The sequence below is a fragment of the Variovorax pasteuri genome, assembly GCF_051216435.1.
Classification (GTDB): Bacteria; Pseudomonadota; Gammaproteobacteria; order Burkholderiales; family Burkholderiaceae_C; genus Variovorax.
In genome coordinates this window covers 1,102,483-1,124,743 of record NZ_JBPJZS010000002.1, presented here as the reverse complement: position 1 = coordinate 1,124,743, position 22,261 = coordinate 1,102,483, and the positions used below count along the sequence as shown (strand labels likewise).

22 protein-coding genes are annotated in these 22,261 nt (G+C 68.7%); 14 read left to right on the top strand and 8 right to left on the bottom strand.

Features of this window, described 5'->3' with window-relative positions; all coding sequences use genetic code 11:
• Positions 1–131 precede the first annotated feature (131 nt).
• From ACSFBM_RS12375 to ACSFBM_RS12350, 6 genes are all read left to right on the top strand, one after another.
• Entirely contained in the window at positions 132–1,070 is a 939-nt protein-coding gene (locus tag ACSFBM_RS12375) for a VTT domain-containing protein (protein WP_435484602.1), read from the top strand.
• Between the two features lie 124 nt (positions 1,071–1,194).
• Positions 1,195–2,475 (top strand): MFS transporter, encoded by a 1,281-nt coding sequence (locus ACSFBM_RS12370; protein ID WP_435484601.1) that lies wholly within the window; start codon positions 1,195–1,197, stop codon positions 2,473–2,475.
• Positions 2,476–2,490: 15 nt separating this feature from the next.
• Positions 2,491–3,516: a hypothetical protein gene (locus tag ACSFBM_RS12365; protein WP_435484600.1), complete on the top strand. Its 1,026-nt coding sequence runs from the start codon at positions 2,491–2,493 to the stop codon at positions 3,514–3,516.
• A 46-nt stretch (positions 3,517–3,562) separates the two neighbouring features.
• On the top strand, positions 3,563–4,945 hold the full coding sequence (locus ACSFBM_RS12360; protein ID WP_435484599.1) for a cache domain-containing protein: 1,383 nt from the start codon (positions 3,563–3,565) through the stop codon (positions 4,943–4,945).
• Positions 4,942–5,577, top strand: a complete 636-nt coding sequence (locus tag ACSFBM_RS12355) for a response regulator (RefSeq protein ID WP_435484598.1) — start codon at positions 4,942–4,944, stop codon at positions 5,575–5,577. Before ACSFBM_RS12360 ends, ACSFBM_RS12355 begins: the two co-directional genes overlap by 4 nt.
• Before the next feature lie 90 nt (positions 5,578–5,667).
• Positions 5,668–5,970 (top strand): hypothetical protein, encoded by a 303-nt coding sequence (locus tag ACSFBM_RS12350; protein ID WP_435484597.1) that lies wholly within the window; start codon positions 5,668–5,670, stop codon positions 5,968–5,970.
• 85 nt (positions 5,971–6,055) lie between these two features.
• Here the strand turns inward: ACSFBM_RS12350 and ACSFBM_RS12345 are convergent, their stop codons facing one another.
• Positions 6,056–7,252: an MFS transporter gene (locus tag ACSFBM_RS12345; protein ID WP_435484596.1), complete on the bottom strand. Its 1,197-nt coding sequence runs from the start codon at positions 7,250–7,252 to the stop codon at positions 6,056–6,058.
• A 182-nt stretch (positions 7,253–7,434) separates the two neighbouring features.
• On the bottom strand, positions 7,435–8,298 hold the full coding sequence (locus ACSFBM_RS12340) for a DUF1444 domain-containing protein (RefSeq protein ID WP_435484595.1): 864 nt from the start codon (positions 8,296–8,298) through the stop codon (positions 7,435–7,437).
• A gap of 261 nt (positions 8,299–8,559) precedes the next feature.
• Between ACSFBM_RS12340 and ACSFBM_RS12335 the strand changes: the two genes are divergently transcribed.
• Both ACSFBM_RS12335 and ACSFBM_RS12330 read left to right on the top strand, forming a co-directional pair.
• Positions 8,560–8,847, top strand: coding sequence for an HU family DNA-binding protein (locus ACSFBM_RS12335; RefSeq protein ID WP_435436261.1), 288 nt, complete (start codon positions 8,560–8,562; stop codon positions 8,845–8,847).
• A gap of 144 nt (positions 8,848–8,991) precedes the next feature.
• Complete coding sequence (locus tag ACSFBM_RS12330) at positions 8,992–9,531, top strand: C40 family peptidase (protein ID WP_435484594.1); 540 nt, start codon at positions 8,992–8,994, stop codon at positions 9,529–9,531.
• 51 nt (positions 9,532–9,582) lie between these two features.
• Here the strand turns inward: ACSFBM_RS12330 and ACSFBM_RS12325 are convergent, their stop codons facing one another.
• Together ACSFBM_RS12325 and ACSFBM_RS12320 are read right to left on the bottom strand one after the other, a co-directional pair.
• A complete protein-coding gene (locus tag ACSFBM_RS12325) occupies positions 9,583–9,918 on the bottom strand; it encodes a hypothetical protein (RefSeq protein ID WP_435484593.1) in 336 nt (111 codons plus the stop codon).
• 211 nt (positions 9,919–10,129) lie between these two features.
• Entirely contained in the window at positions 10,130–11,353 is a 1,224-nt protein-coding gene (locus ACSFBM_RS12320) for an FAD-dependent oxidoreductase (RefSeq protein WP_435484796.1), read from the bottom strand.
• Between the two features lie 240 nt (positions 11,354–11,593).
• On the opposite strand from ACSFBM_RS12320, the gene ACSFBM_RS12315 reads away from it, so the two are divergent.
• Positions 11,594–13,666, top strand: coding sequence for a carbon starvation CstA family protein (locus ACSFBM_RS12315; protein WP_435484592.1), 2,073 nt, complete (start codon positions 11,594–11,596; stop codon positions 13,664–13,666).
• 4 nt (positions 13,667–13,670) lie between these two features.
• On the top strand, positions 13,671–13,877 hold the full coding sequence (locus ACSFBM_RS12310; RefSeq protein ID WP_435436265.1) for a YbdD/YjiX family protein: 207 nt from the start codon (positions 13,671–13,673) through the stop codon (positions 13,875–13,877).
• Here ACSFBM_RS12310 and ACSFBM_RS12305 read toward each other — a convergent pair.
• Positions 13,874–14,809, bottom strand: a complete 936-nt coding sequence (locus ACSFBM_RS12305) for an AraC family transcriptional regulator (protein WP_435484591.1) — start codon at positions 14,807–14,809, stop codon at positions 13,874–13,876. The two genes, ACSFBM_RS12310 and ACSFBM_RS12305, sit on opposite strands and share 4 nt — an antisense overlap.
• 97 nt (positions 14,810–14,906) lie before the next feature.
• On the opposite strand from ACSFBM_RS12305, the gene ACSFBM_RS12300 reads away from it, so the two are divergent.
• Positions 14,907–15,659, top strand: coding sequence for an SDR family oxidoreductase (locus ACSFBM_RS12300; protein ID WP_435484590.1), 753 nt, complete (start codon positions 14,907–14,909; stop codon positions 15,657–15,659).
• Positions 15,660–15,776: 117 nt separating this feature from the next.
• Entirely contained in the window at positions 15,777–16,580 is an 804-nt protein-coding gene (locus ACSFBM_RS12295) for a class I SAM-dependent methyltransferase (RefSeq protein ID WP_435484589.1), read from the top strand.
• 48 nt (positions 16,581–16,628) lie between these two features.
• Here ACSFBM_RS12295 and ACSFBM_RS12290 read toward each other — a convergent pair whose 3' ends face one another.
• On the bottom strand, positions 16,629–16,907 hold the full coding sequence (locus ACSFBM_RS12290) for a LysR substrate-binding domain-containing protein (RefSeq protein ID WP_435484588.1): 279 nt from the start codon (positions 16,905–16,907) through the stop codon (positions 16,629–16,631).
• Positions 16,908–17,009: 102 nt separating this feature from the next.
• On the opposite strand from ACSFBM_RS12290, the gene ACSFBM_RS12285 reads away from it, so the two are divergent.
• Positions 17,010–17,429, top strand: coding sequence for an SEL1-like repeat protein (locus ACSFBM_RS12285; protein ID WP_435484587.1), 420 nt, complete (start codon positions 17,010–17,012; stop codon positions 17,427–17,429).
• 25 nt (positions 17,430–17,454) lie between these two features.
• Here the strand turns inward: ACSFBM_RS12285 and ACSFBM_RS12280 are convergent, their stop codons facing one another.
• Together ACSFBM_RS12280 and ACSFBM_RS12275 are read right to left on the bottom strand one after the other, a co-directional pair.
• Positions 17,455–18,291: a hypothetical protein gene (locus ACSFBM_RS12280; RefSeq protein ID WP_435484586.1), complete on the bottom strand. Its 837-nt coding sequence runs from the start codon at positions 18,289–18,291 to the stop codon at positions 17,455–17,457.
• A complete protein-coding gene (locus ACSFBM_RS12275; RefSeq protein WP_435484585.1) occupies positions 18,288–19,730 on the bottom strand; it encodes a DUF2314 domain-containing protein in 1,443 nt (480 codons plus the stop codon). The genes ACSFBM_RS12280 and ACSFBM_RS12275 overlap by 4 nt, the downstream gene beginning before the upstream one ends.
• 242 nt (positions 19,731–19,972) lie before the next feature.
• On the opposite strand from ACSFBM_RS12275, the gene ACSFBM_RS12270 reads away from it, so the two are divergent.
• Positions 19,973–22,258: a type VI secretion system Vgr family protein gene (locus ACSFBM_RS12270; RefSeq protein ID WP_435484584.1), complete on the top strand. Its 2,286-nt coding sequence runs from the start codon at positions 19,973–19,975 to the stop codon at positions 22,256–22,258.
• Positions 22,259–22,261 lie beyond the last annotated feature (3 nt).

Here is a 22,261-nt window from a genome sequence, read left to right as displayed (position 1 = left end):
GTCCACGGCCGTCCGCCAATGGCCTGCCGCGGGTACGTTCTTGGGCCATGCCGGACAATCGCCGGTGGCATGAACCCCCCACCCATCCCGCGGCATTCCGCCGCACCCCCAGCACTTCCAGGACACCCGGCATGGCACAGCTGATGTCATTGCTCGTGCAGAACGCGATCCTGGTGGTGTTCGCCGTCAGCTTCGCCGCCCGCCTCGGATTGCCCGTGCCGGCCGCGGCGGTGCTGGTGCTCACCGGCGCGCTGCTGGCGGCGGGCGATGTGTCGGTGCCCGGCGTGGTGCTGGCCGCGGTGGTGGCCAACCTGCTGGGCGACGCGGCCTGGTTCTATGCAGGCCGGCGCTTCGGCTACCGCTTCATGCGCATGCTGTGCCGCATCTCGCTGTCGCCCGACACCTGCGTGCGGCGCGGCGAGTCGCTCATCACCGACTGGGGCGGCCTGTCGCTGGTGGCCGCCAAGTTCGTGCCGGGCGTGTCGGTGGTGGCCCCGCCCATGGCCGGGGCGCTGGGCATGTCGGTGCGGCGCTTCATCGGCTTCGACATCGGCGCCGCGCTGGTCTGGACGGGGCTCTTCCTCGGGCTGGGCTGGGTGTTTCGCAACCAGATCCAGGAGGTGCTGGCCGTGATGGCGCAGGCCGGCGGCATCGCCACCGTCGCGCTGGCGGTGCTGCTGGTGATCATTCTGGCGGTGCGCTACTGGCGCCGCCGCGCCTTCATGCGGCTCACCGGCATGCCGCGCATCTCGGTGGACGAGCTGCACGCGCTGCTCGAAGGTGAAACGCCGCCGCTGGTCATCGACGTGCGGGGCAAGGCCGGCACGCAGGTCGACCCGCGCCGCATTCCGGGGGCGCAGTCGTACACGCTCAAGGCGCTGCAGCAGCGCGGGCTCGACCTGTCGCATGCCGAGGGGCGCGACGTGGTGCTGTACTGCAACTGCCCCAACGAGGTGTCGGCCGCGCAGGCCGCACGCGTGCTGCTGTCGCGCGGCGCCAAGCGGGCGCTGCCGCTCACGGGCGGGCTCGATGCCTGGGTGGCCTCGGGGCGGCCGACCAGCACGGACTGAGCCGGGCGGCTGCTGGCCTGCAGGAATCGGGTGACCGTGCTAAGGTGCCGCGGCCCGGGTTAACCCTTGGCCACCCCTCTTTCCCCAGATATCTTCCGACACCCGCCAGCCAGCGAGGCCCTTCGTGCCACTTCCCGACGCCCCCCTTCCCACTGCCGCGCAGAGCGCCCGCGCCGATGCGTCGGACAGGGCCAATGCGCAAGCCCAAGCCCATCACGCGCCCGGTCTCAGCCCGGCCCTCACGCTGGTCTTCGCCATCGCCTGCGGCCTGTGCGTGGCCAACATCTACTACGCCCAGCCGCTGATCGGCCCCATCTCCGAGACGCTGCAGCTGCATGCCGGCCTGGCCGGGCTGATCATGACGCTCACGCAGCTCGGCTACGGCGCCGGCCTGCTGCTGCTGGTGCCGCTGGCGGACGTGGTGGAAAACCGCCGGCTCATCGTGGGGGCGCTGTTCGGGGCGGTCATCGGGCTGGTGGGCATTGCGCTGTCGGACTCGGCCGTGACCTTTCTTGCAGCCTCGTTCCTCGTGGGCACGTGCGCCGTGGCGGCGCAGGTGCTGCTGCCCTTCGCCTCGCACCTCGCGCCCGAGTCCTCGCGCGGCAAGGTGGTCGGCAACATCATGGCCGGGCTGCTGGGCGGCATCATGCTGGCGCGGCCTTTCGCCAGCCTGGTGGCGTCGGCGCTGGGCTGGCGTGCGGTGTTCTGGGTGTCGGCGGCGCTGATGGCCGTGCTCATTGCCGTGCTGTGGCGCGCGCTGCCCGAGCGCCGGCCGCATGCGTCGGTCGGCTATGCGCGCACCATGGCCTCGCTGCCCGGCATCGTGTGGAACACGCCGCTGCTGCGCCGCCGCGGCTTCTACCAGGGAATGATGTTCTCCGGCTTCCAGGTCTTCTGGACGGCCGTGCCGCTGGCGCTGGTGCACGAGTTCGGCATGGGCCAGCGCGGCATTGCGCTGTTCGCGCTGGCCGGTGCGGCCGGTGCCTTGCTCGCGCCCGTGGCGGGCCGGCTGGCCGACCGCGGGCTCACGCGCCCGGCCACCGGCTGGGCCATCGTGGTCGCGCTGCTGTCGTTCGTGCTGGGCGCGGTGTCCATGCACTTCCATTCGCTGGCCGGGCTGGTGGTGGCGGGCATCCTGCTCGACGGTGCGGTGCAGCTGTGCCAAGTGCTGAACTTCCGCAGCCTGTTCATGCTGGCGCCGGAGCTGCGCGGTCGGCTCAATGGCCTGTTCATGACCTTCATCTTCATCTGCGCGGCAGTTGCCTCGGGCATTGCGGCGGCCGTGTATGCCTTCCATGGGTGGACCGGCCTGTGCCTGCTGGGCGGCGGCTACGTGACGCTGGCGCTGCTGTACTACGCGACCGAGTTCCGCGGCCAGCCTGCGGCCGTCGCCGTGGGCCGATAGCCCGGGTCCACGCCGATGCTGCAATCAGCAGGCGGCCCGCCGGCCTTTTCGCGGCACATCCAGGTCACCCAGCTCGACGGGGTGCGCATCTGGCCGACCCTGCTGGTCTGCGCGCTCTACATCGTGCTGATCTGCGCGGCCACGGCGTGGGTCATCGACATGGAGGCGACCGGCTGGTACATCGCGCTGGGCATGGTGGCCTGGCTGGCGCTCTTCGCGATGTGGCTGGTGGGCCTGGTGTTCGTGGTGCGCGCATGGATCTGGATCGAAACGCACTGGCTGCGAGCGGGTGAGCGCAGGCCGGAGCCGTTCAACGCGAGCACCCAGGTCGAGGTCGGCGAAGACGGCCTCAGCGTGCAGGGCCTGGGCTGCATCGCCTGGATCGACGTGCTGGCCCTCGAGGGCATTCCCGACAGCGACAACTACCTGATCGTGCACACCCGGCCGTTCAGGAAGCTGATGCTCACCGCGCCCGTCGACGAGCTGGCCCCGGCCATCCACCATTACCTCGAACTCGCAAGCAACGCGCAGGCAACACCCAACACAACGTCCAAAGGAACGCGCACCGCCGCCCTGCAAACCCGTGCCATGGTGTTCTGCTGGCGGTGCTTTCTTGCCTGGGTCTGGGCGGGCTACGCGCTGGCCGGCGCCGCAGGCATCGCGTTGCTGCTGAACGCCTCCGATGCCGGGTTCCTGAAGACCGTGGTGGGGCTGTGCGTGCTCATGCCGTTGATCGCGTGGCTGGTGTGGGCCGTTCCTTTTTCGCGTATCACCACTTTTTCGCACTCACGGGTGCGCGCCTTCGAGCTCGACGGCACGCGCTTGCGCAGCATCGACGGCGAATGGCAGGCCGACTTGCCGCAGGCCCGCGTCAGCCATCGCCATGTGAGCGGACTCGGCTACGAGTTCAGCTTTCTCTGTGTTCGGCCGAAGGAGGGCCAGGGACGAGATCTGCTGCTGCAGGGCGGCGCGGATCAAGAGGCGCTGCTGGACGCCCTGGTCGAGCGGGGCGTGCTGCCGCAGGCGAACGCCGGGCGCTGACCGGCCCGTGGCCGTGGCCACGCCCCGGTGGTAGCCTTGCCCCCCGATGAACCTCCGCTCCAAGATCGTCGCGCTGGCCGTGGCCCCGCTGCTCGTCGCACTGGTGCTGGTGGCCCTGGCGGTGCGCCACCAGGAGCACGACCTCGCGCAGCGCGAGCGGGCCCTCATCGAGCGCAGCTACATGGCCCAGCGCCGCAGCGAGTTGCGCAGCTACGTCGACCTGGCCGTGAGCAACCTGCTGCCGCTGTACGAATCGGGCCAGGACGACGAGGCCACCCGCAACGAGGCGCTGCGCCGGCTGGCCGCGCTGAACTACGGCGACGACGGCTACTTCTTCGTGTACGACCTGGAGGGCAACTCCCTCATGCACTCGCGCCAGCCCGAGCTGGTGGGCCAGAACCTCTGGGACATGCGCGATTCGCACGGCCGCTTCACCATCCAGGACCTGATCAAGGGCGCCAAGGACAACGGCGGCGGCTACGTCGAGTACGAATGGCGCAAGCCCTCCAGCGCGCAGATGGCGCCCAAGCTCGGCTACGTCACCGCCATGCCGCGCTGGAACTGGATGGTCGGCACCGGCCTGTACCTGGACGACATCCAGTCGACCATGGACACGCTGGACCGGCAGATGAACGCCAACGTCACCGCCACGCTGCTGTGGATTGCCGGCATTGCTGCGCTGTGCCTGGGCACGGTGAGCGCCGCCGGGCTGCTGCTGAACCTCAGCGAGCAGCGCACGGCCGAGGCCAAGCTGCGCCTGCTGGCGCGGCGCGTGGTGCAGTCGCAGGAAGAAGAGCGCGGCCACCTCGCACGCGAGCTGCACGACGGCACCAGCCAGACGCTGGTGTCGGCCAAGCTGTTGATCGAGTCGGCCGTCGAGCAGCTCGACAGCCAGCGCCAGGGCACGCCGCCCGCGCTGGGCAAGGCGCTGCAGCGGCTGAACGATTCGCTCATCGAGGTGCGCCGCATCTCGCACCGGCTGCGCCCCGCCTTGCTCGACACGCTGGGCCTGCCCGCTGCGCTGGAGCGGCTGGTGGACGAGTTTCGCGAAGAAGGCGCCGTCGATGCGTCGATGATGATCGGCGGCGAAGCCTTCGAGCTGCAGCCCGAGGTGAAGACCGCGCTCTTTCGCCTGACGCAGGAGGCGCTGACCAACGTGCGCAAGCACGCGCAGGCGCAGCACGTGAACATCGAGCTGAACTTCGACGAAGAAGCGGGCGTGCGGCTCGAGGTGAGCGACGACGGCACCGGCTTCGACATCGACGCCGTGCAGCTCGACCCGCGCCGAGGCATCGGCCTGCGCAACATGCGCGAGCGCATGGAGGCCATCGGCGGCAGGCTCGTGGTGTGCTCCAACGACGGGCGCACCTCCATCGAGGCCGAGGTGCCGGTGCGCAATGCGCGGGCCGAGGCGGCGGTGCCCGCATGACGAACAGCGTTCGCCTCTTTCTGGTCGACGACCACCCGCTGGTGCGCGACGGCCTGCGCGCGCGGCTGGGCTCCATGCCCAACCTGGAGATCGTCGGCGAGGCCGGCAACGCGGCCGAGGCGCTTGCGCAGATCGACAGCGTTCAACCCGACCTGATGCTGATGGACGTCGGCATGAAGGACATGAACGGCATCGACCTTGCTGCGCTGCTGCTGCAACGCCGGCCCGCCACGCACATCGTGATGCTCAGCATGTACGACAACCCCGAGTACGTGCAGAAGGCCTTGCAGGTGGGCGCGCGCGGCTATGTGCTGAAAGACGCGCCGGCGGCGGAGATCGTCGCGGCCATCGAGGCCGTGTCGGCGGGGGGCACCTTCCTGAGCCCGGCCGTGTCGAAGAAGCTGTTTCGCACGCAGGCGCCGCGGCCCCTGCTCACGCCGCGCGAGAGCGAGATTCTGTCGGCGCTGGGGCGGGGGGAGTCGAGCAAGCAGATTGCGCGCGACCTGTCTTTGAGCGTGCGCACGGTGGAGGCGCACCGGCAGAGCATCAAGCGGCGGCTGGGCATCGAGGGGCAGGCGGAACTCATCAAGTATGCGGTGGAGCATGCGCGGGAGTTCGGGCAGGGCGGTTGATTCGGCTGCGTGGCTTTGTGTACTGCCGCTGCTGTGTGTTGATTGCCCGCGTATTTCGGGAACCAAGAGTCGAACGTGAGAGCCTTGAGCATGACTTCACCTGTTGTTCCTGAAATTGTCGTTGGGCTGGAGCTGGATGCCGCTGCAGACGGCGGCAGACAACGCCCCTTGAATGAAGGCGAATACCGCGGTGTGTTTCTTGTCGGCGAGCAAGGCTTCTCGATTCGATTCTTCGTGGCTCTGCCATTCGACGCAGGCACACCGCAGAGAGTCGGTGTTCAGTTTCTGTCCCCGAAAGAAGCGTTGCCGCATTTCGCAGTGGGCACGTCCTTCTCGATGTGGGAGGGACGGGTTGTCGGACATGGCCGCGTGCTGGAGGTCCTGGCGACATGAACACGCATTGGCGTGCTGCGCCGGGCTTCTGAGGCCCGGCGCCGAAGCCGGGCACTTGCGCCACGCCCTGTCTGGCGCGCTCGCCTCACGCCTTGCCGATGCGCAAAGACGGCAGCAGGCACAACGCCGCGCAGGTCGCACCGGCCCCCACGAGAAAGGCCGCAGATATCCCGAACCACTGCGTCGCAAAACCAACCGCCGGCCCTGTCACGCCCAGCGCGATGTCGGCGAAGGCGATGAAGTTGCCCACCGCACGGCCACGCTGTTCAGGCGGAACGGACCGGGTCGCGATGACGCCCATCGCCGGGAACACGAGCGAGAAGCCGAGCCCGGTCAACGTCGCTCCGAGCACGGCCATTGCCGGCGTGGGCGCGCACCAGATCAGCACCTGCCCCAAGGCCTCGAAGGCCAATGAACCCACGGCGACTTTCGTTGCGCCGAAGCGGTCCGGCAGCCCCGACCCGACCAGCCGCACGAAGACATAGGCGGCACCGAAACCCAGCAGCGCCGTGCCGGCGTGCGGCCAGCCGTGCGCCGCGTAGTCGAGCGTCAGGAAGGCCGCCATCGCGGCATAGGGAACCGTTGCGAGCGCCAGCACCAGGCCCGGTCGCCAGATGAGGCCGAGCACGCGATGGAACGGCACGCGCTGGCCACCGGCGGCGGGAACAGCCGGCAGCCGCACGGCGATGCCCCAGGCCAGCACAGGGGTCAACACCGCAAGAACACCGACCCCGGCAAAGCCGTGGTGCGCTTGCACGGCCAGCCCCAGCGGTGCGCCGAGCCCGAGCGCGGCGTAGATCGCAATGCCCGTCCACGACATGACCTTGCCGGTGTGGGCGGCACCCATGCGCGCGATGCCCCAGCTCATCAAGCCGGTCAGGAACAGGCTCTCGCCGAAGCCCGCCACCAGCCGTCCGAGCAGCAGCACGGCCAGTTTGGCAACGGGGTCGATGGGCAACACGCTCGACAGGGCATACGCCAGGCCCGAGCAGGCGGTCAGTGGAAGCCCGAGAAGCACGGCAGCGCGCGGCCCGCGCTGGTCGCATAGGGTGCCCGCCTGATGGCGGGTCAGCAAGGTGGCCAGCGACTGCGCGCCGATGACCCAGCCCACGGTGAGTGCGCCGAATCCGAGGTGATCGCGCACCTCGAGTGCCAGCGCGGCCAGCGGAACACTGATTGCAAGAAAGCCCAGGAACACCGCGAGCACCACGGGCACGAGGCCGGTGAAAGCAGAGGGGGGCCCGAGCGGGCGAACGGATACGGGTGAGAAAAGTGATGTCATGCCAATGCGCGTCTTTATGGATCGAGATATTCCCCACTGGGATCCTCTCGACAAAGGACGCGTTGGATGACGGTAACGCTTACGGCAGCACCATTGCGGGCTGCGGCGGCGACTATAAACGCGGCGCTGCGCCGTCGTCAATACGTCGCCAACATCTCGACGGCGGAACCGGTGGGCGTTCCTCAGCCGGCCTTGTCCAGCACCTGCAACCGCCCCTCGCGCCAGACGAACAGTTCGTCCGTCAGGCCGTAGGCAGAGCTCGCTGCGATCTCTCGCGCCATGTCGCGCAGGGCCGCCACCGACTCGCCATCTTCGCTGCCGCACACCAGCAGTTCGTCGCGCGCCGCAATGGCGAAGACGGGGTCGCCCGCAACAGGCACGCGCTCACGCCAATGCCCGAAGACGAGGACCATGCTCGCGTCGTAGTTGTGGTCGAGCCGCGCGGCGTAGCGTCCCCCGCCGCCCTCGATCCGCAGTTGCGGAAGAAAGGCCAACAGGTTCTCGAACGCGGTGGTGTTCAGCGTTGCGAAATCCATGTCGATGCTCTCGAGCCGGCTCGGCGTGATGTAGCGCATGGCCTCGGGCGTGTCTTCCACGTAGGCAAGCACCAGCGAGCCGGCCAGGGACGCCAGCACGGGTTGCTGGTTCTCGGGCGCATTGCTGCGCGCAAGCTGGGCTTGAGACGCCTGCCGCCACGCCAAGGTCTTCATGACCGGAAGCATGAGCGAGCGATCGGGCGCGTCGGCTTCCAGCGCGTGCATTCGCCGTGCATCGGCCAGGTGTTCGGCAAAGAGCGCGTTCATCGCTTCGGGCTGCTGCAGATAACGCGCATAGGCGTTGCCCAGAAAAGTGCTGACCTCGCCGCCTTCGGGAAAGGTCCAGTGCACACGCGTGAGGCCGGCCGTTTCGCCATGCTCCACATGTACATCGGTGCCCGGCAACGCAACGCGAACATGCGCGGCATAGGCCTCGGCGTAGGAGGCGATGCTGACCGGTTGTAGGGGCGCGGCATTGCGCGCGCCAAAGAGCTTTTTCAGGATGGACATGTGTGACAGGGTCGTTTCGAAGATGTTCGAACCATTTCATTCTCGATGAACTCTCATGTACAACGAACTTGGCGGCCGGTGGCCGTTTGCTTGAAGCAGACACAAGCGGCGGTTGCCGGACATCGATCACGATGTTGCAATTTTGAAATGCGCGTGTGCAGCCGGCCCCCTGCGGTGCGTTTAAAGTTCGTGCCCCGGTAGCGCTTTGGCGCTACGTACTTTTCCCCACTGTTTCACTCATTGAAAAAGGAACCCCTCGTTTTGAACAAGACCGAACTCATCGCCGCCATTTCCACCGACACCAACCTCAGCAAGGTCGATGCCGCCCGCGCTCTGGACTCCGCCCTCGACAACCTGTCGCGCGCCCTGGCCGGTGGCGACACGGTGCAACTGATCGGCTTCGGCGCCTTCTCGGTGGCCGCACGCCCCGAGCGCACGGGCCGCAACCCGTCGACCGGCGAGCCGATGACCATCAAGGCCAGCAAGGCGCCCAAGTTCACCGCCGGCAAGGCGCTGAAGGACGCGGTCAACGCTGCGCCTGCTGCGTAAATCGCACCCTCGTGTGCATAGACGCCCTTTGGCGGCTCCGGTGCAGCAGCACCGGCCGCAAAGGGCGTTTCGTTTTCAGGAAGGCGGGTCTGGTGGGCGTTCCGCGATAGAGTTCGCGAACGCCCACCAGACCCGCCTTCCGCCATGCAAGACGCACTCCGGCCCACGTCATCTTTTCGCATGCTGCAGCAGTGGCTGCCCAGGCTGTTGCCCATTGCGGCTTGCGTCCTCATCGTCGGCTGCGCCGGCCCCACGGGCCCCAGGCCGCGCCAGGGGCAGGTGCCCGTCGTCACCGGCATTCCATTGACGGACGAACAATCGAACAGCATCGCGATTCATGCGCTCGGGCTTGTAGGCACGCCGTACCGTTACGGCGGCAACACGCCCGACGGCGGCTTCGATTGCAGCGGGCTCATCGGCTACGTGTACCTCAACAGCGTGGGGCAATCGCCGCCGCGCACGGTGGCGCGCATGTCCGCCTTCGGGCATCCGGTGGACATGTCGCAGTTGCGCACCGGCGACCTGGTGCTCTTCGGTTCTTCCACGCCCTCGCACGCGGGCATCTACGTGGGCGGTGGGCGCTTCGTGCATGCGCCGTCGACCGGCGGCGAAGTGCGGCTCGACAGGCTCGACGGGGTCTACTGGTCGCGGCAGCCGCAGCAGGCGCGGCGGCCCGGCGCGTGAGGGCTTCGCTCGCCGCCGCGAGCGTTGGCTACCTTGCGGCCGGCTGCGTCTTCAGTCTTCAAGATCGCGCTGCTTTCTTCGGCGCCACGCGATCCGCTCGTCGATAGAGCGTGGCGGCTTGCATGCCGGTCGCGCGGCGGATGCCGTGTTGCGTGCCAAGGGCTGCCAGTCGCTGGTGTGCTGCGCCTGCGACAGGCTCAACCACTCCGCCCCGCAATGGCTGCATGAAGCGACCAGCACGTCGCGCCCGCCATGCCGCCCGAGCAAAGTCTGCTCGCCGAGCGCGGGTGTGCCGCAGCACGACCAGAGCAGCGTCATGTCGGGCCGTGCCTGCGCCTGCCGGGCCCAGGCCGCCGCGCGATACCAGAGCGTTGCGTTCAACGCCATGTCACACCCGGGCGGCGCGCCGGCCCGAACCATCGAGCTTGCGAACCCGCACCAGCGTCTCGGCCGAAATGATCCATACGGCCGCGATGACGGCCAACCAAACGATGTCCATTGCTCACTCATGCATTTGCAATGCATCGAGTGTCTGAAGGCCGGCATAAAAACGGCGTCGAATGTTCACGCGTCTGCGTAAACAAGCCGTAAAAAACGCTCAGGCCCGCGGCGACTGCACGTGTTCCGGCCGCACACCGAGGCCCACCGCGCGCGCCGGCAGCCTGCGCAGCAACGGCCAGCGCGACAGCAGCCGCAACGGCCACGGCACATGGCCCGCCTTTGTGTTGACCTTGCCGCCCAGCACCGGCAGCAGCACACGGTCCTGCACCATGCGCTGCGCCGCCTGCGTCACGCGCACGGGCCATTCCCTGCGGCGCTGCAACTGCGGGAGCAGGGTGTCGATCTGCTTGTCGGTGGCGCCGCCCGCGAGCGACGCGGCCAGCAGGTTGGCGGCGGCCACGGCGTCCTGCACGGCCAGGTTGATGCCCACGCCGCCCACCGGTGACATGGCGTGCGCCGCGTCGCCGATGCACAGCATGCCTTTGCAGGCCCACGATTCGAGCCGGTCGACCGTCACTTCGAGCAGCTTCACCGCGTTCCAGTCGGGCAGCGCCTGCGGCAGCCGCTCGCGCATGAAGGGCGCGATCTTCGCGATCTCGGCATGGAAGTCGTCGATGCCGCGCGCCTTCAGCGCCTCGTGGCCGCCCTTGGGGATGACGAAGGCGCATTGCCAGTAGTCGCCGCGGTTCAGCGTCACCAGGAAGTGCCCGCCGGCAATGTGGCCCGCGGTGGCATCGGGGTCGCCGGGCTGTTTGGGAATGCGCATCCACAGCACGTCGATGGGCGCGCCGTAGCTGATGTGCGGCAGCGCCGCAGCATCGCGCAGCGTCGAATGCCGGCCGTCGGCCGCCACCACCAGCGAGGCGCGCAGCTCGACGTCCTGCGGCTTGCCGCTTCGCGCGCCGCGCCTCACCTTCACGCCGCTCACGCGCCCGTTGTCGTGCAACAGGCCCACGGCCTCGGCGTCGGCCCACAGCTCGAAGCCCGGATAGCGCCGCGCCTCGTCGCACAGGAAGTCCAGAAACTCCCACTGCGGCATGAGCACGAGAAACTTGCTGTGCGAGGGCAGGTGGGTGAAGTCGGCGACCGGAAAGTCCTGTCCTTCGAAGGTGGCGCGCAGTTCATCGACACGGTCGTGCGGGCGCTGAAGAAAGGCGTCGAGCAGGCCCAGTTCGTGCAGGATTTCCAGCGTCGACGGATGCACCGTGTCCCCGCGAAAGTCGCGCAGAAAGTCCAGGTGCTTTTCCAGCATCACGACGTGGACGCCTGCGCGTGCCAGCAGCAGGCCCAGCACCATGCCGGCCGGCCCGCCGCCTGCAATGCAGCAGCGTAGGGGGGTGTCGAATGCGTTGATCTCTCGTGCTCCCTGGCGTCAGGGCGACATCTTCAGGTCTGGCGTGGTTCGTGCGTGTAGGCCCAAAGGCATTGAAACGCGCAGCGGTTTGCGCGTGATGCGGGTTTTCCATTACGCAAAGCCACGCACATGCACCGCGCGGTGCGACGGATGCGCATCGGCTCCAGCCCCGCAAGACTCTGCGGGTTCAATCTTGGAGACAACCGCATGCACAGCATCCGACGCCATCTGGTGTGGCTGGTCGTGGCCGTGGTCGGCGCATTCGCGCTCGGCACCGTGGCCCTGACCCGTGGTGAAAGCGTCAACGCCCTCTGGGTGGTGGCCGCCGCGATCTGCACCTACCTCATTGCCTACCGCTACTACAGCCTGTTCATCGCCGAAAAGGTGCTGGGCCTGGATGGCAACCGCAAGACGCCCGCGCACCGCCACAACGACGGGCTGGACTACGTGCCGACCGACAAGAACGTGCTGTTCGGCCACCACTTCGCGGCCATCGCGGGCGCAGGCCCGCTGGTGGGCCCGGTGCTCGCGGCGCAGATGGGCTACCTGCCCGGCCTGCTGTGGATCCTGGCGGGCGTGGTGTTCGCGGGCGCGGTGCAGGACTTCATCATCCTGTTCATCTCCACGCGGCGCGACGGCCGCTCGCTGGGCGACCTGGTCAAGCAGGAGATGGGCGTGGTGCCCGGCATGATCGCGCTGTTCGGCACCTTCATGATCATGATCATCATCCTGGCGGTACTGGCCCTCATCGTGGTGAAGGCGCTGGCCGAATCGCCGTGGGGCACCTTCACGGTGGCGGCCACGGTGCCGGTGGCGCTGTTCATGGGCGTGTACCTGCGGTTCATTCGCCCGGGGCGCATCGGCGAGGTGTCGCTCATCGGCTTCGTGCTGCTGATGCTGGCCATCTTCGGCGGCCAGGCCGTGAGCCAGAGCGCCGAGTGGGCGCCGTTGTTCACCTTCGACGGCAAGGCGCTCACCTGGATGCTGGTGGGCTACGGCTTCGTGGCCGCGAGCCTGCCGGTGTGGCTGCTGCTGGCGCCGCGCGACTACCTGTCGACCTTCCTGAAGATCGGCACCATCATCGCGCTGGCTATCGGCATCGTGTTCGTGATGCCCACGCTGCAGATGCCGGCCATCACGCAGTTCGCGCAGGGCAACGGCCCGGTGTGGTCGGGCAGCCTGTTCCCGTTCCTGTTCATCACCATCGCGTGCGGTGCCGTGTCGGGCTTTCATGCGCTGATTTCTTCGGGCACCACGCCCAAGATGCTCGACAACGAGCGCCACGCGCGCTTCATCGGCTACGGCGGCATGCTGGCCGAGTCGTTCGTGGCGGTGATGGCGCTGGTGGCGGCCTCGTGCATCGAGCCGGGCGTGTACTTTGCGATGAACAGCCCCGGCGCGCTGGTCGGCACGACCGCGCAGCAGGTGGCGGCCACGGTGTCGAGCTGGGGCTTCGTCATCACGCCCGAGATGCTGCTGCAGACCGCCAAGGACGTGGGCGAAACCACCATCCTCGGCCGCGCGGGCGGCGCGCCCACGCTGGCGGTGGGCATGGCCCACATCCTCCACCAGGTGATCGGCGGGCAGGCCATGATGGCCTTCTGGTACCACTTCGCCATTCTGTTCGAGGCGCTTTTCATCCTGACGGCGGTGGACGCCGGCACCCGCGCCGGCCGCTTCATGCTGCAGGACCTGCTCGGCAGCTTCGTGCCCGCGCTCAAGCGCACCGATTCGCTGCCGGCCAACCTGGTCGCGACGGCGCTGTGCGTGGCGGCCTGGGGCTACTTCCTGTACCAGGGCGTGGTCGATCCGCTGGGCGGCATCAACACGCTGTGGCCGCTGTTCGGCATCTCCAACCAGATGCTGGCCGCGGTGGCGCTGCTGCTGGGCGTGGTGGTGCTGTTCCGCATGAAGCGCGAGCGCTATGCGTGGGTGGCGGCGGCGCCGGCCGCATGGCTGCTGGCTTGCACGCTCACCGCGGGCTGGCAGAAGATCTTCTCGGCCGACCCGAAGATTGGTTTCCTCTCGCATGCGGCCAGGTACACCGAAGGCATCGCCAACGGCGTGCTGGTGGCGCCGGCCAAGACGCCGGAGGCCATGTCGCGCATCGTGTTCAACGACCGGCTCGACGCCGCGCTGTGCGCGCTCTTCATGTTCGTGGTGCTGAGCGTGCTGGTGTACAGCATCAAGGCCTGCCTGGCAGCGCGCGCGGCCAACCGGCCGACCACGCACGAGACGCCGTTCGAGCCGATGGGCGCGGCTTCGTCGGCGGCGCACTGACGCCATGGGCCTCGCATTGCCGGAAGCGGGGCGCTACATCGCGCGCTCTGTCAAGCAGTCGCTGCGGCTCATGGTCGGGCTGCCCGACTACGACGTGTACCTGACCCACATGGCCGCCACGCACCCGGACCAGGCGCCCATGAGCTACGAGGCCTTCTTCCGCGAGCGTCTGGAGGCGCGGTACGGCGCGGGCAAGGGGCGCTGCTGCTAGGCCGCCCGCATAGCTTCGTCGATCCCGCTCCTCGAATAGCGCCCGGGCGGTACGCCTACATGCCGCGTGAACGCCACGCCGAAGGTGCTGACCGAGCTGTAGCCCACGCGCTCGGCGATCTCGGAGATCGCCAGCTCGCGCTGCCGCAGCATCTGCCTGGCGAGCGCCATGCGCCATGCCAGCAGGTACGCCATCGGTGCGATACCCACCGCGCGGCTGAAGCGCGCGAAGAAGGCCGAGCGCGACATGCCTGCTTCTCGCGAGAGCTGCGCCACGGTCCATGCGTTTGAAGGGTGCTCGTGCATGCGCCGCAGCGCCAGCGCGAGCTTGGTGTCGGCCAGGGCGCGCACCAGTCCCGCGGAAGCCGCGGTGCTGGCCGACGAGCGGAAGGCCTCGATCAGCAGCACCTCCAGCAGGCGGGCCATCACGATCTCTCGCGCCGGCCGGTCGGCGCGAGACTCCTCGCCCACCAGCTGCACCAGCGTCGACAGGCGCGGCTCGCCGCGCACGTGCAGCCACTGCGGCAGCAGCGACACCAGCAGCGCCGCGTCCGGCGAGCCGAACACGCAGTTGCCGACCCGCATGCGCACGTCCACCGTGGCGGCCGGATCGCCCACGCGGGCACCGCCGGGCATCTGCGCGATCGGCGTGGTGACGGCCTCTCCTTCTCGCGGCGGCTGCCGGTCGAGGCTGGACGTGGCGAAACTGCGCGCGGCGGGAATCAGCGCGAAGTCGCCCGCGTTCAGCGTGAGGGTGTCGCTGTGCGCCGGGCCGTCGACGGTCAGGTGGCAGCTGCCTTCGAGCACGACCAGGTAGAAGGGCCGGCCCGTTTCGGTGCGGCGCACGGCCCAGGGAGCCGACGCGACGACGAGCTTCGAGAACGGCGCCTCCGGGCGCAGCAACGCCACCACTTCCGCCAACGGGTCGACCATGCTGGACTCTCTCGACAAATGAATGGATCTTCGAGTGTAGTAAGTCCTGCCTGCGGTCCGTATCGTCAGGGCATCGTCAACCCCACGGAGTTACCCGATGTCCACCGCTTCCACCGTCCTGATCACAGGCTGCTCTTCCGGCTTCGGCCTCGAGACGGCGCGCTTCTTCCTCGACAAGGGCTGGCATGTCGTCGCGACCATGCGCACGCCGCGCGACGACCTGCTGCCCCGCTCGGAGCGGCTTCGCGTGCTGCCGCTCGACGTGACCGACGCGCAGAGCGTGCAACGCTGCATCGAGGCGGCCGGGCCGATAGCCGCGCTGGTCAACAACGCCGGTGTCGGCCTGCTGGCGCCGCTGGAAGGCATGGCGCTGGCCAGCGCCCGCGAGGTGTTCGAGACCAACACGCTCGGCACCATCGCGATGACGCAGGCCGTGTTGCCGCAGTTCCGGCAGCGGCGCTCGGGCGTGGTCGTCAATGTCACGTCGAGCGTCACGCTGATGCCGCTGCCGCTGCTGTCGGTCTACACCGGCAGCAAGGCGGCGGTGAATGCGTTCACGGAGTCGCTGGCCCTGGAGCTGGCGCCCTTCGAGGTTCGCGTGCGCCTGGCGCTGCCGGGGCGCGCGCCCGGCACGAGCTTTGGCGACAACGCGCGCCAGCGGATGGGCGACGGCGTGCACGAAGCCTATGCGGACTTCAGGCAGCGCGTGTTCGCCGCGGTGCGCGACACCGGCACGCCGGTGACGCACGCGCAGGACGTCGCCGAGGCCGTGTGGCGCGCCGTGACCGACCCCGCGGCGCCCATGCGGATCCCGGCGGGCGCCGATGCCGTCGCGCTGGCGGGCGCATGAAGCGGACGCTGCAGCGGCATCGCGTTACGCTTCTTTCGCGCGGTGGCTAGGCCGCCATGCGCCCGAGGTCTACAGTGCGCCCACGTCCGCACCTTCGCGGCCGGCATGGAGGGCTGCATGTCCACCGATCCGTTCGCAGAGTTCAAGCAGCGGCAACGCCAGATGTGGTCGACCTTTGCGCCGACCGCCATGTTCACGCCGCCGGTGGCGGGCCACCTCGTGCGCTTCGCGCAGATTGCCAAGGGCGAGGCGGTGCTCGACGTGGGCACGGGCACCGGTGTCGTGGCCATCACGGCGGCGCGCCAGGGCGCCAGGGTCACGGGGCTGGACCTCACGCCCGAGCTGCTCGAGCTGGCGCGCGACAACGCCCGCATCTCGAAACACGAAGACATCGTGTGGACCGATGGGGATGCCGAACAGCTGCCGTACCCGGACGCCTCGTTCGACGTGGTGCTGAGCCAGTTCGGCCACATGTTCGCGCCGCGTGCCGAGGTGGCCATTGCCGAGATGCGGCGCGTGCTCAAACCCGGCGGGCGCGTGGCCTTCGCCACCTGGCCACCCGAGCATTTCGTGGGCCGCATGTTCGCCTTTGTCGGGCGCAACTCGCCGCCACCGCCCGCGGGCGCCTCACCGCCGCCGCTGTGGGGCAACCCGGCCGTGATCGCCGAGCGCCTGGCCCCGCATTTCGAGGCGCCCTTCTTCGAGCGCGGCACCATGAACTACCCGGCGCTGAGCATCGACCACTTCCGCATGTTCATGGAGCGCTCGATCGGCCCGATGCAGAAGCTCGTCGAAAGCCTTGCCGCCGACCCCCAGAAGCTGGCCGCGCTGCGCGACGAATTCGACGCCATGGCCGCGCCGTATTTCGTCGACAACGTCATGCACCAGAACTACCTGTTCACGCGCGCCCGGGTGCGCTGAGGCTCCAGCAGCTCGACCATCTTGAGCGCCGCGGGCGCCAGCGGCCGGCTATTCGGCGCCAGCCGGTACAACGGGCGCGACAGCACCGCGCCACCCTTGCTTGAGCTTCAGCTCGCGCAGCGTGCCCAGCGCCGGCATGTCGGCCACCACCACGCGTGGCAGCATCGAGATGCCGACGCCGCTGGCCACCGTGTGCGCAATGGCCTCGTTGCTGGCCATTTCCAGCCAGGGCAGGGCGGCGATGCCGTGGGCCGCGCACAGCACCTCGGTGGCCTGCCGGGTGCCCGAGCCTGCTTCGCGCAATATCCAGTTCTGCCGGCTGAGCACCTCGGCCTCAGGCGGCCACTGAGGCGGCCTGTGCGAATTCCAGCTTCTGTCTTCGGCGCTGTCGCGAGACGATGCTCCCCACCTTGTTCGTGGAGAACGCCGATGCCATCCGAACTCAACCAGATCGCCAGCTGGTCGCTGCGCTGGCGCATCTTTCTGTCGGGCCTGCTGTGCCTGGTCGCCGCGCTGTGCGCGGCAAGCCCGCCGGATGCAAGCGCGCAGATGCATGCGCAGCAGCGCTACCAGATGGCGCTCGAGGCACAGGCCGAGCGCGACTACCGCGGCATGCTCGCGCTGCTCAGGCAAGCCGCGCAGGAGGGCAGCGCCGAGGCGCAGGAAATGCTCGGCATGGTGCTGCTGACCGGGCCCACGCTCTACGGCATGGCCGTGCAGGCCGACCGCTGCGAGGCCGGCGAGTGGATGCGCCGCGCGGCCGCGCAGGGCAGCGAAACCGCCAAGGTGCAGCTGGGTTTCCTGAACCGGCTGCGCGCCTCGCCGGAAGGACGAAACGCCTGCGAGTGAAGCACCGGGCGCCCGGCGCGCGCCGCTACGCTGCCGCAGGCCGAACGGCCGGCTCGCGTATCGCCGCCCGCGCAAGGCGCCACGCCATGAACAGGAACACCAGCGGCAGCACGATGGTCTGCAGCACGAACAGCGCGATCAGCTTCACGATGCGCTCGGCCCAGTCGGAGGCCGACTTCAGGATCTGGTCGTAGGTGGCTTTCAGGTTGGGCAGCTTCGGCAGCCAGCGTTCGACGCGGTCGCGCCAGCCCTCCTGTGCCACGGGCGCTTCCTGCGCGGCATCGACCACGGCGGTGGGCGACTTCTCGATGCCCGACAGCGCCGTCTGGTAGTCGCTGGCCATGAACGCGCGATAGAGCCCTTCGTTCGCCACCGCGCTCAGCGGCACCGCGAAGCGCACCAGCAGCAGGCCGATCAGCAGCGACTGCAGCCAGCGCGGCGAACGTCCGCGCTGCCAGCGCCACACCACCCACGCCAGCGCCACGCCGCTCACCAGCCACGACATGAGATGGTGCGCGCCGATGTTCAGCAGCATCAGCTGAATGCCGAACGACACGCTGGCCGCCAGCATGATGGCCGCGAACTGCTCGATGAGCTCGTTCAGCGGCTTCAGCGCCTGCCCCGGCGCAAAGCTCACGCCGACGCCCCCCGGCGTGGCATCGACCTGCGTGCCCTGTGCCACCGACACCACGGCGCCCAGCGCGCGCGCCGCGGCAAAGGTGGTCAAGGCGCGCTTGAGCCCGTCGTTGACCTGCTCGCGCGCCGGTGTGTCGATGGGCGCAACCCAGCACCCGACGAGCACCACCGCGGCGACCAGCAGCAGGTAGATGCGTTGCAGCATCGGGTTCTTCACGGTGCTCATTTCCTGGCCCCTCCCTGCATGCGCGCGATGATCTTGCTCGTCTCGTTGCCCTCTTCGCGGCCGTCGGGGTGGCGGCGCGCGTAGTCGAACACCTTGGCCTGCGAGACCTTCACCATCTGGCCGGCGTGCAGGCTGGGCACGTCGACCGGCTCGTTCTTCAGCAGGCCTTCGATGGTGTCGCCGTTCCACTTCGCCACCTCCACCCACATCCATTCGTTGCCGCCGTCGCGCGTGGCGAAGGGCGCCTTCACCAGGATGTATTCGCCGGGCTGCAGGCCCTTGGCGAAGGCGTCGCGCAGCCTGGGCAGTTGTGCGTTGGCGGCCTTGCTGGCGGCGAGCAGCTCGTCGTTGTGCTTGAGCCGCGTGACGGAGTCTTCGTCGGCGCCGAAGGCCGCGGTGAGCATGGCCGTCTGCTGCGCGTAGCGGTCGGGGCCGGCGTAGCGGTCGAAGCGAATCTCGTACAGCCGGTTGCGCGGGTCGCCGTCTTCCCACTTGCCGTTGACCAGCGAGAGCCTGGCCACGGCGGCTGCGTTGGGCTTCAGGTTCGCGAGCATCGGGTCGCGTGCCGCGGCATGCCGCAGCGCGCGCAGGTTCAGGTCGTACTGGCCGGGGCGCGGCAGCGTGGCGCCTTCGCCCAGCGCCTGCGCAAACATGTTCACCAGGCTGCCGATCGGCCGGTTGCTCGACCACGAGAAGTCGCTCACCACCACGTCGGGCAGGCCGAACTTCGCCATGCCCAGCGTGATCGCGCGCACCAGCGTGTCGCTGCGGTAGGCGTGGATGACGGTCTGCTGCGACATGTCGGGCACGCCGCCCGACCATGAGTCGATGCGGCGCGTCTGCCATGCATCGGGCGTGAAGACTTCGCGTGTTTCCTCGTCCCACAGCAGGCCGTTGGTGTCGCGCGCCACCTGCTGCGCGAGCTGCAGCGCCTTCAGCATGGCGGCGGACGACTGCTGCGCCGGGTGCGCGAAGTCGATGATGAGCGCGCGGTCGGCCTTCTGCAGCGCTTCGGCCTGCTCGCGCGACAGGCCCCGGCCGAAGCGCTGCAGCATGTCCAGGCTGGGCGCGCGGTAGTCCTGCAGCACGGTGGCGGTGTTCCAGTTGGCGAACACCACGGGCTCGGTCGCCTGTGCCGGCGTGGGCATGGCCGCGAGCAGCTTCGGTCCGCCGCCGAGCTTGGCGAGCCGGCTGCGCAGCGCGGCCATGGGGTCGGTGGCCGGGGGCTTGGCGTAGTAGATGGCGAACTGGAAGTGAATGGGGCCTGCCTGCGGCGAGCCTGCGGGCACGGGGGCGCCGGGCACGGCCTTGTTTGCGGCTTGCGTTGCCTGTTGCTGTTGTTGCGAGGCGGGTGCCGCGGGCGTCGCTGCCATGGACAGGGTGCTTGCAGAGAGAACGAGTGCGCCGATGGCGATGCGATGAAAGGAGGTCTTTGGCATGGGCATGTGTGAACGGTGTCGATGCTGCGGAAGCTCGCATTCTCGGTGCGGCCATCGCATCGCCACTCGATTTAAAACTTATGGCTTTGTTCGCCCGGCCCGCGTGTCGGCGAACGGCGCGAAATTGCGGCTGAACACGCGATAGCGACCCTTGAACGCTCGAATGCAATCGATCTGTCACGGTTGACACGGAACATGGCGGCGCACACCGCACCCGTTTATTCGAACGTAGGGAGAGTCTCATGCCAACAGGCCCGGCGCGGTCCGTCCGCGTACTGAGCGCGTCCTGCGCCGCCATGCCGACGCTGGGCGGCGAGCCGGCGCTGGAGCCGGTGCGCATCGACGGCGACGAGGCGCTCAGCAGCCTGTTCCGCTACACCGTGACCCTGGCCACGCCCGAGCAGGCGGGCTACAACCCCCGGCAGGCCGCCAACGTCGACATCAAGAGGCTGGTGGGCGAGGTGCTGACGGTGCACATCGTGCTCGACGGCCGCCCGGGCGCGGACGGCGACCGGCGCCACGTCAGCGGACTGGTCACGCGCGTGCGCTTCGTGCGGCTGGAGAACCGCCGCGCGCTGTACGAGGCCGTCATCGAGCCCTGGCTCACGCTGGCCACGCGCACCAGCGACTACCGGATCTTTCAGCACAAGCGCGTGACCGACATCGTGGGCGAGGTGCTCGGCGAATACGACTTCGCGCACGAGATCAAGGCCACGCGCAGCTACCCCGCGCGCGAGTTCCAGGTGCAGTACGGCGAGAGCGACTTCGACTTCGTCGCGCGGCTGCTGCACGAGTGGGGCCTGTACTACTTCTTCGCGCACGCGGACGGCAGCCACAAGCTGGTGATCGTCGACGACATGGCCTCGCACCAGCCCTTTGCCAATGCGGCCTACCAGAAGGTGCCCTTCCACGGCGCCGAAGACACCGTGCGCGAAGAGCACTGCGACCGCTTCAACGCCTGCGAAGCGCTGCAAAGCGGCCGCTGGGTGACCGACGACTTCGACTTCACGCGCCCCAGGGCCCGCCTGCAACAAGTGAGCGCCATGCCGCGCAAGACGGCGCACAGCGGCATGGAGCGCTACGGCTGGCCGGGCGACTACGCAGTGGAGTCCGAGGGCGAGCAGCTCGCTCGCACGCGCATGGAAGAAAGCGGCAGCCAGGGCGAGCGCGCCAGCGGCGCGGGCAACCTGCGCGCGGTGGTGCCGGGCTGCCTGCTCACGCTGGAGCGGCATCCGCAGAACGAGGCCAACCGGCAGTACCTGGTGACGGCCGCGCACCTGCGGCTGCAGGACATCGGCGACGCCAGCGCACAGCAGCCCTTCGAGTGCCGGGTCGAGTTCGAGGCCATTCCCGCAAGCAAGGTCTTTCGCGCGAATGCGCCCGCCGTGCCGCGGCCGCGCACCACGGGGCCGCAGACGGCCATCGTCACCGGCCCCGCGGGGCGCGAGATCTGGACCGACGCCTACGGCCGCGTGAAGCTGAGCTTTCACTGGAACCGCTATTGCAGCAAGGACGAGAACAGCTCGTGCTGGGTGCGCGTGTCCTCGCCCTGGGCCGGCACCAACTTCGGCGGCATCCAGATACCGCGCATCGGGCAGGAGGTGATCGTTGACTTCGAGCACGGCGACCCCGACCGCCCCATCGTCACCGGCCGCGTCTACAACGCCGACAACATGCCGCCGTGGCCGCTGCCGGACAACGCCACGCAAAGCGGCCTGCTCACGCGCAGCTCCGAAGGCGCGAGCGACGCCAACGCCAACGCCCTGCGCTTCGAGGACAAGAAGGGCGCCGAGCAGCTGTGGCTGCATGCGGAGCGCAACCAGGACATCGAGGTCGAGAACGACGAGACCCACTGGGTGGGCCGCGACCGCAGCAAGACCGTCGACCGCGACGAGACCGTGCACGTGAAGCACGACCGCACGGAGACGGTGGGCCACGACGAGACCATCACCGTGCACAACGACCGCACCGAGACGGTGGACGGCAACGAGACCATCGCCATCCACAAGAACCGCACCGAGACGGTGGACCTGGACGAAACCATCACCGTGCACAGGAACTGCACCGAAACCGTCGACCTGAACGAGACCATCGGCATCGGGATGAACCGCAGCGAGCGCGTGGGCCTGAACGAGACCATTCATATCGGCGAGCACCGCAGCGTGACCATCGGCGGCGCCAAGGTGGAGACGGTGGCGCTGGCCAAGGCCGAGACCATCGGCCTGGCCAAGGCGCTGACCATCGGGCTGGCCAAGGCGCTGACCATCGGGCTGGGCTACCAGGTCACGGTGGGCGCGGCCATGAACACCACGGTGGCGTTGATGCAGACCGAGCAGGTGGGCCAGTCCAAGCGCGTGGACGTGGGCAAGACGCTCACGCTGCAGGCCGGCGACCGCATCGAGCTGCTGTGCGGCAAGAGCTCGCTGGTCATGACCTCGGAGGGCGTGGTGACCATCAACGGCTCGTCCTTCGACTTCTCCGCCAGCGGGCCGGTGCAGGTGAGCGGCAAGGACATCGACCTCAACTGAGGC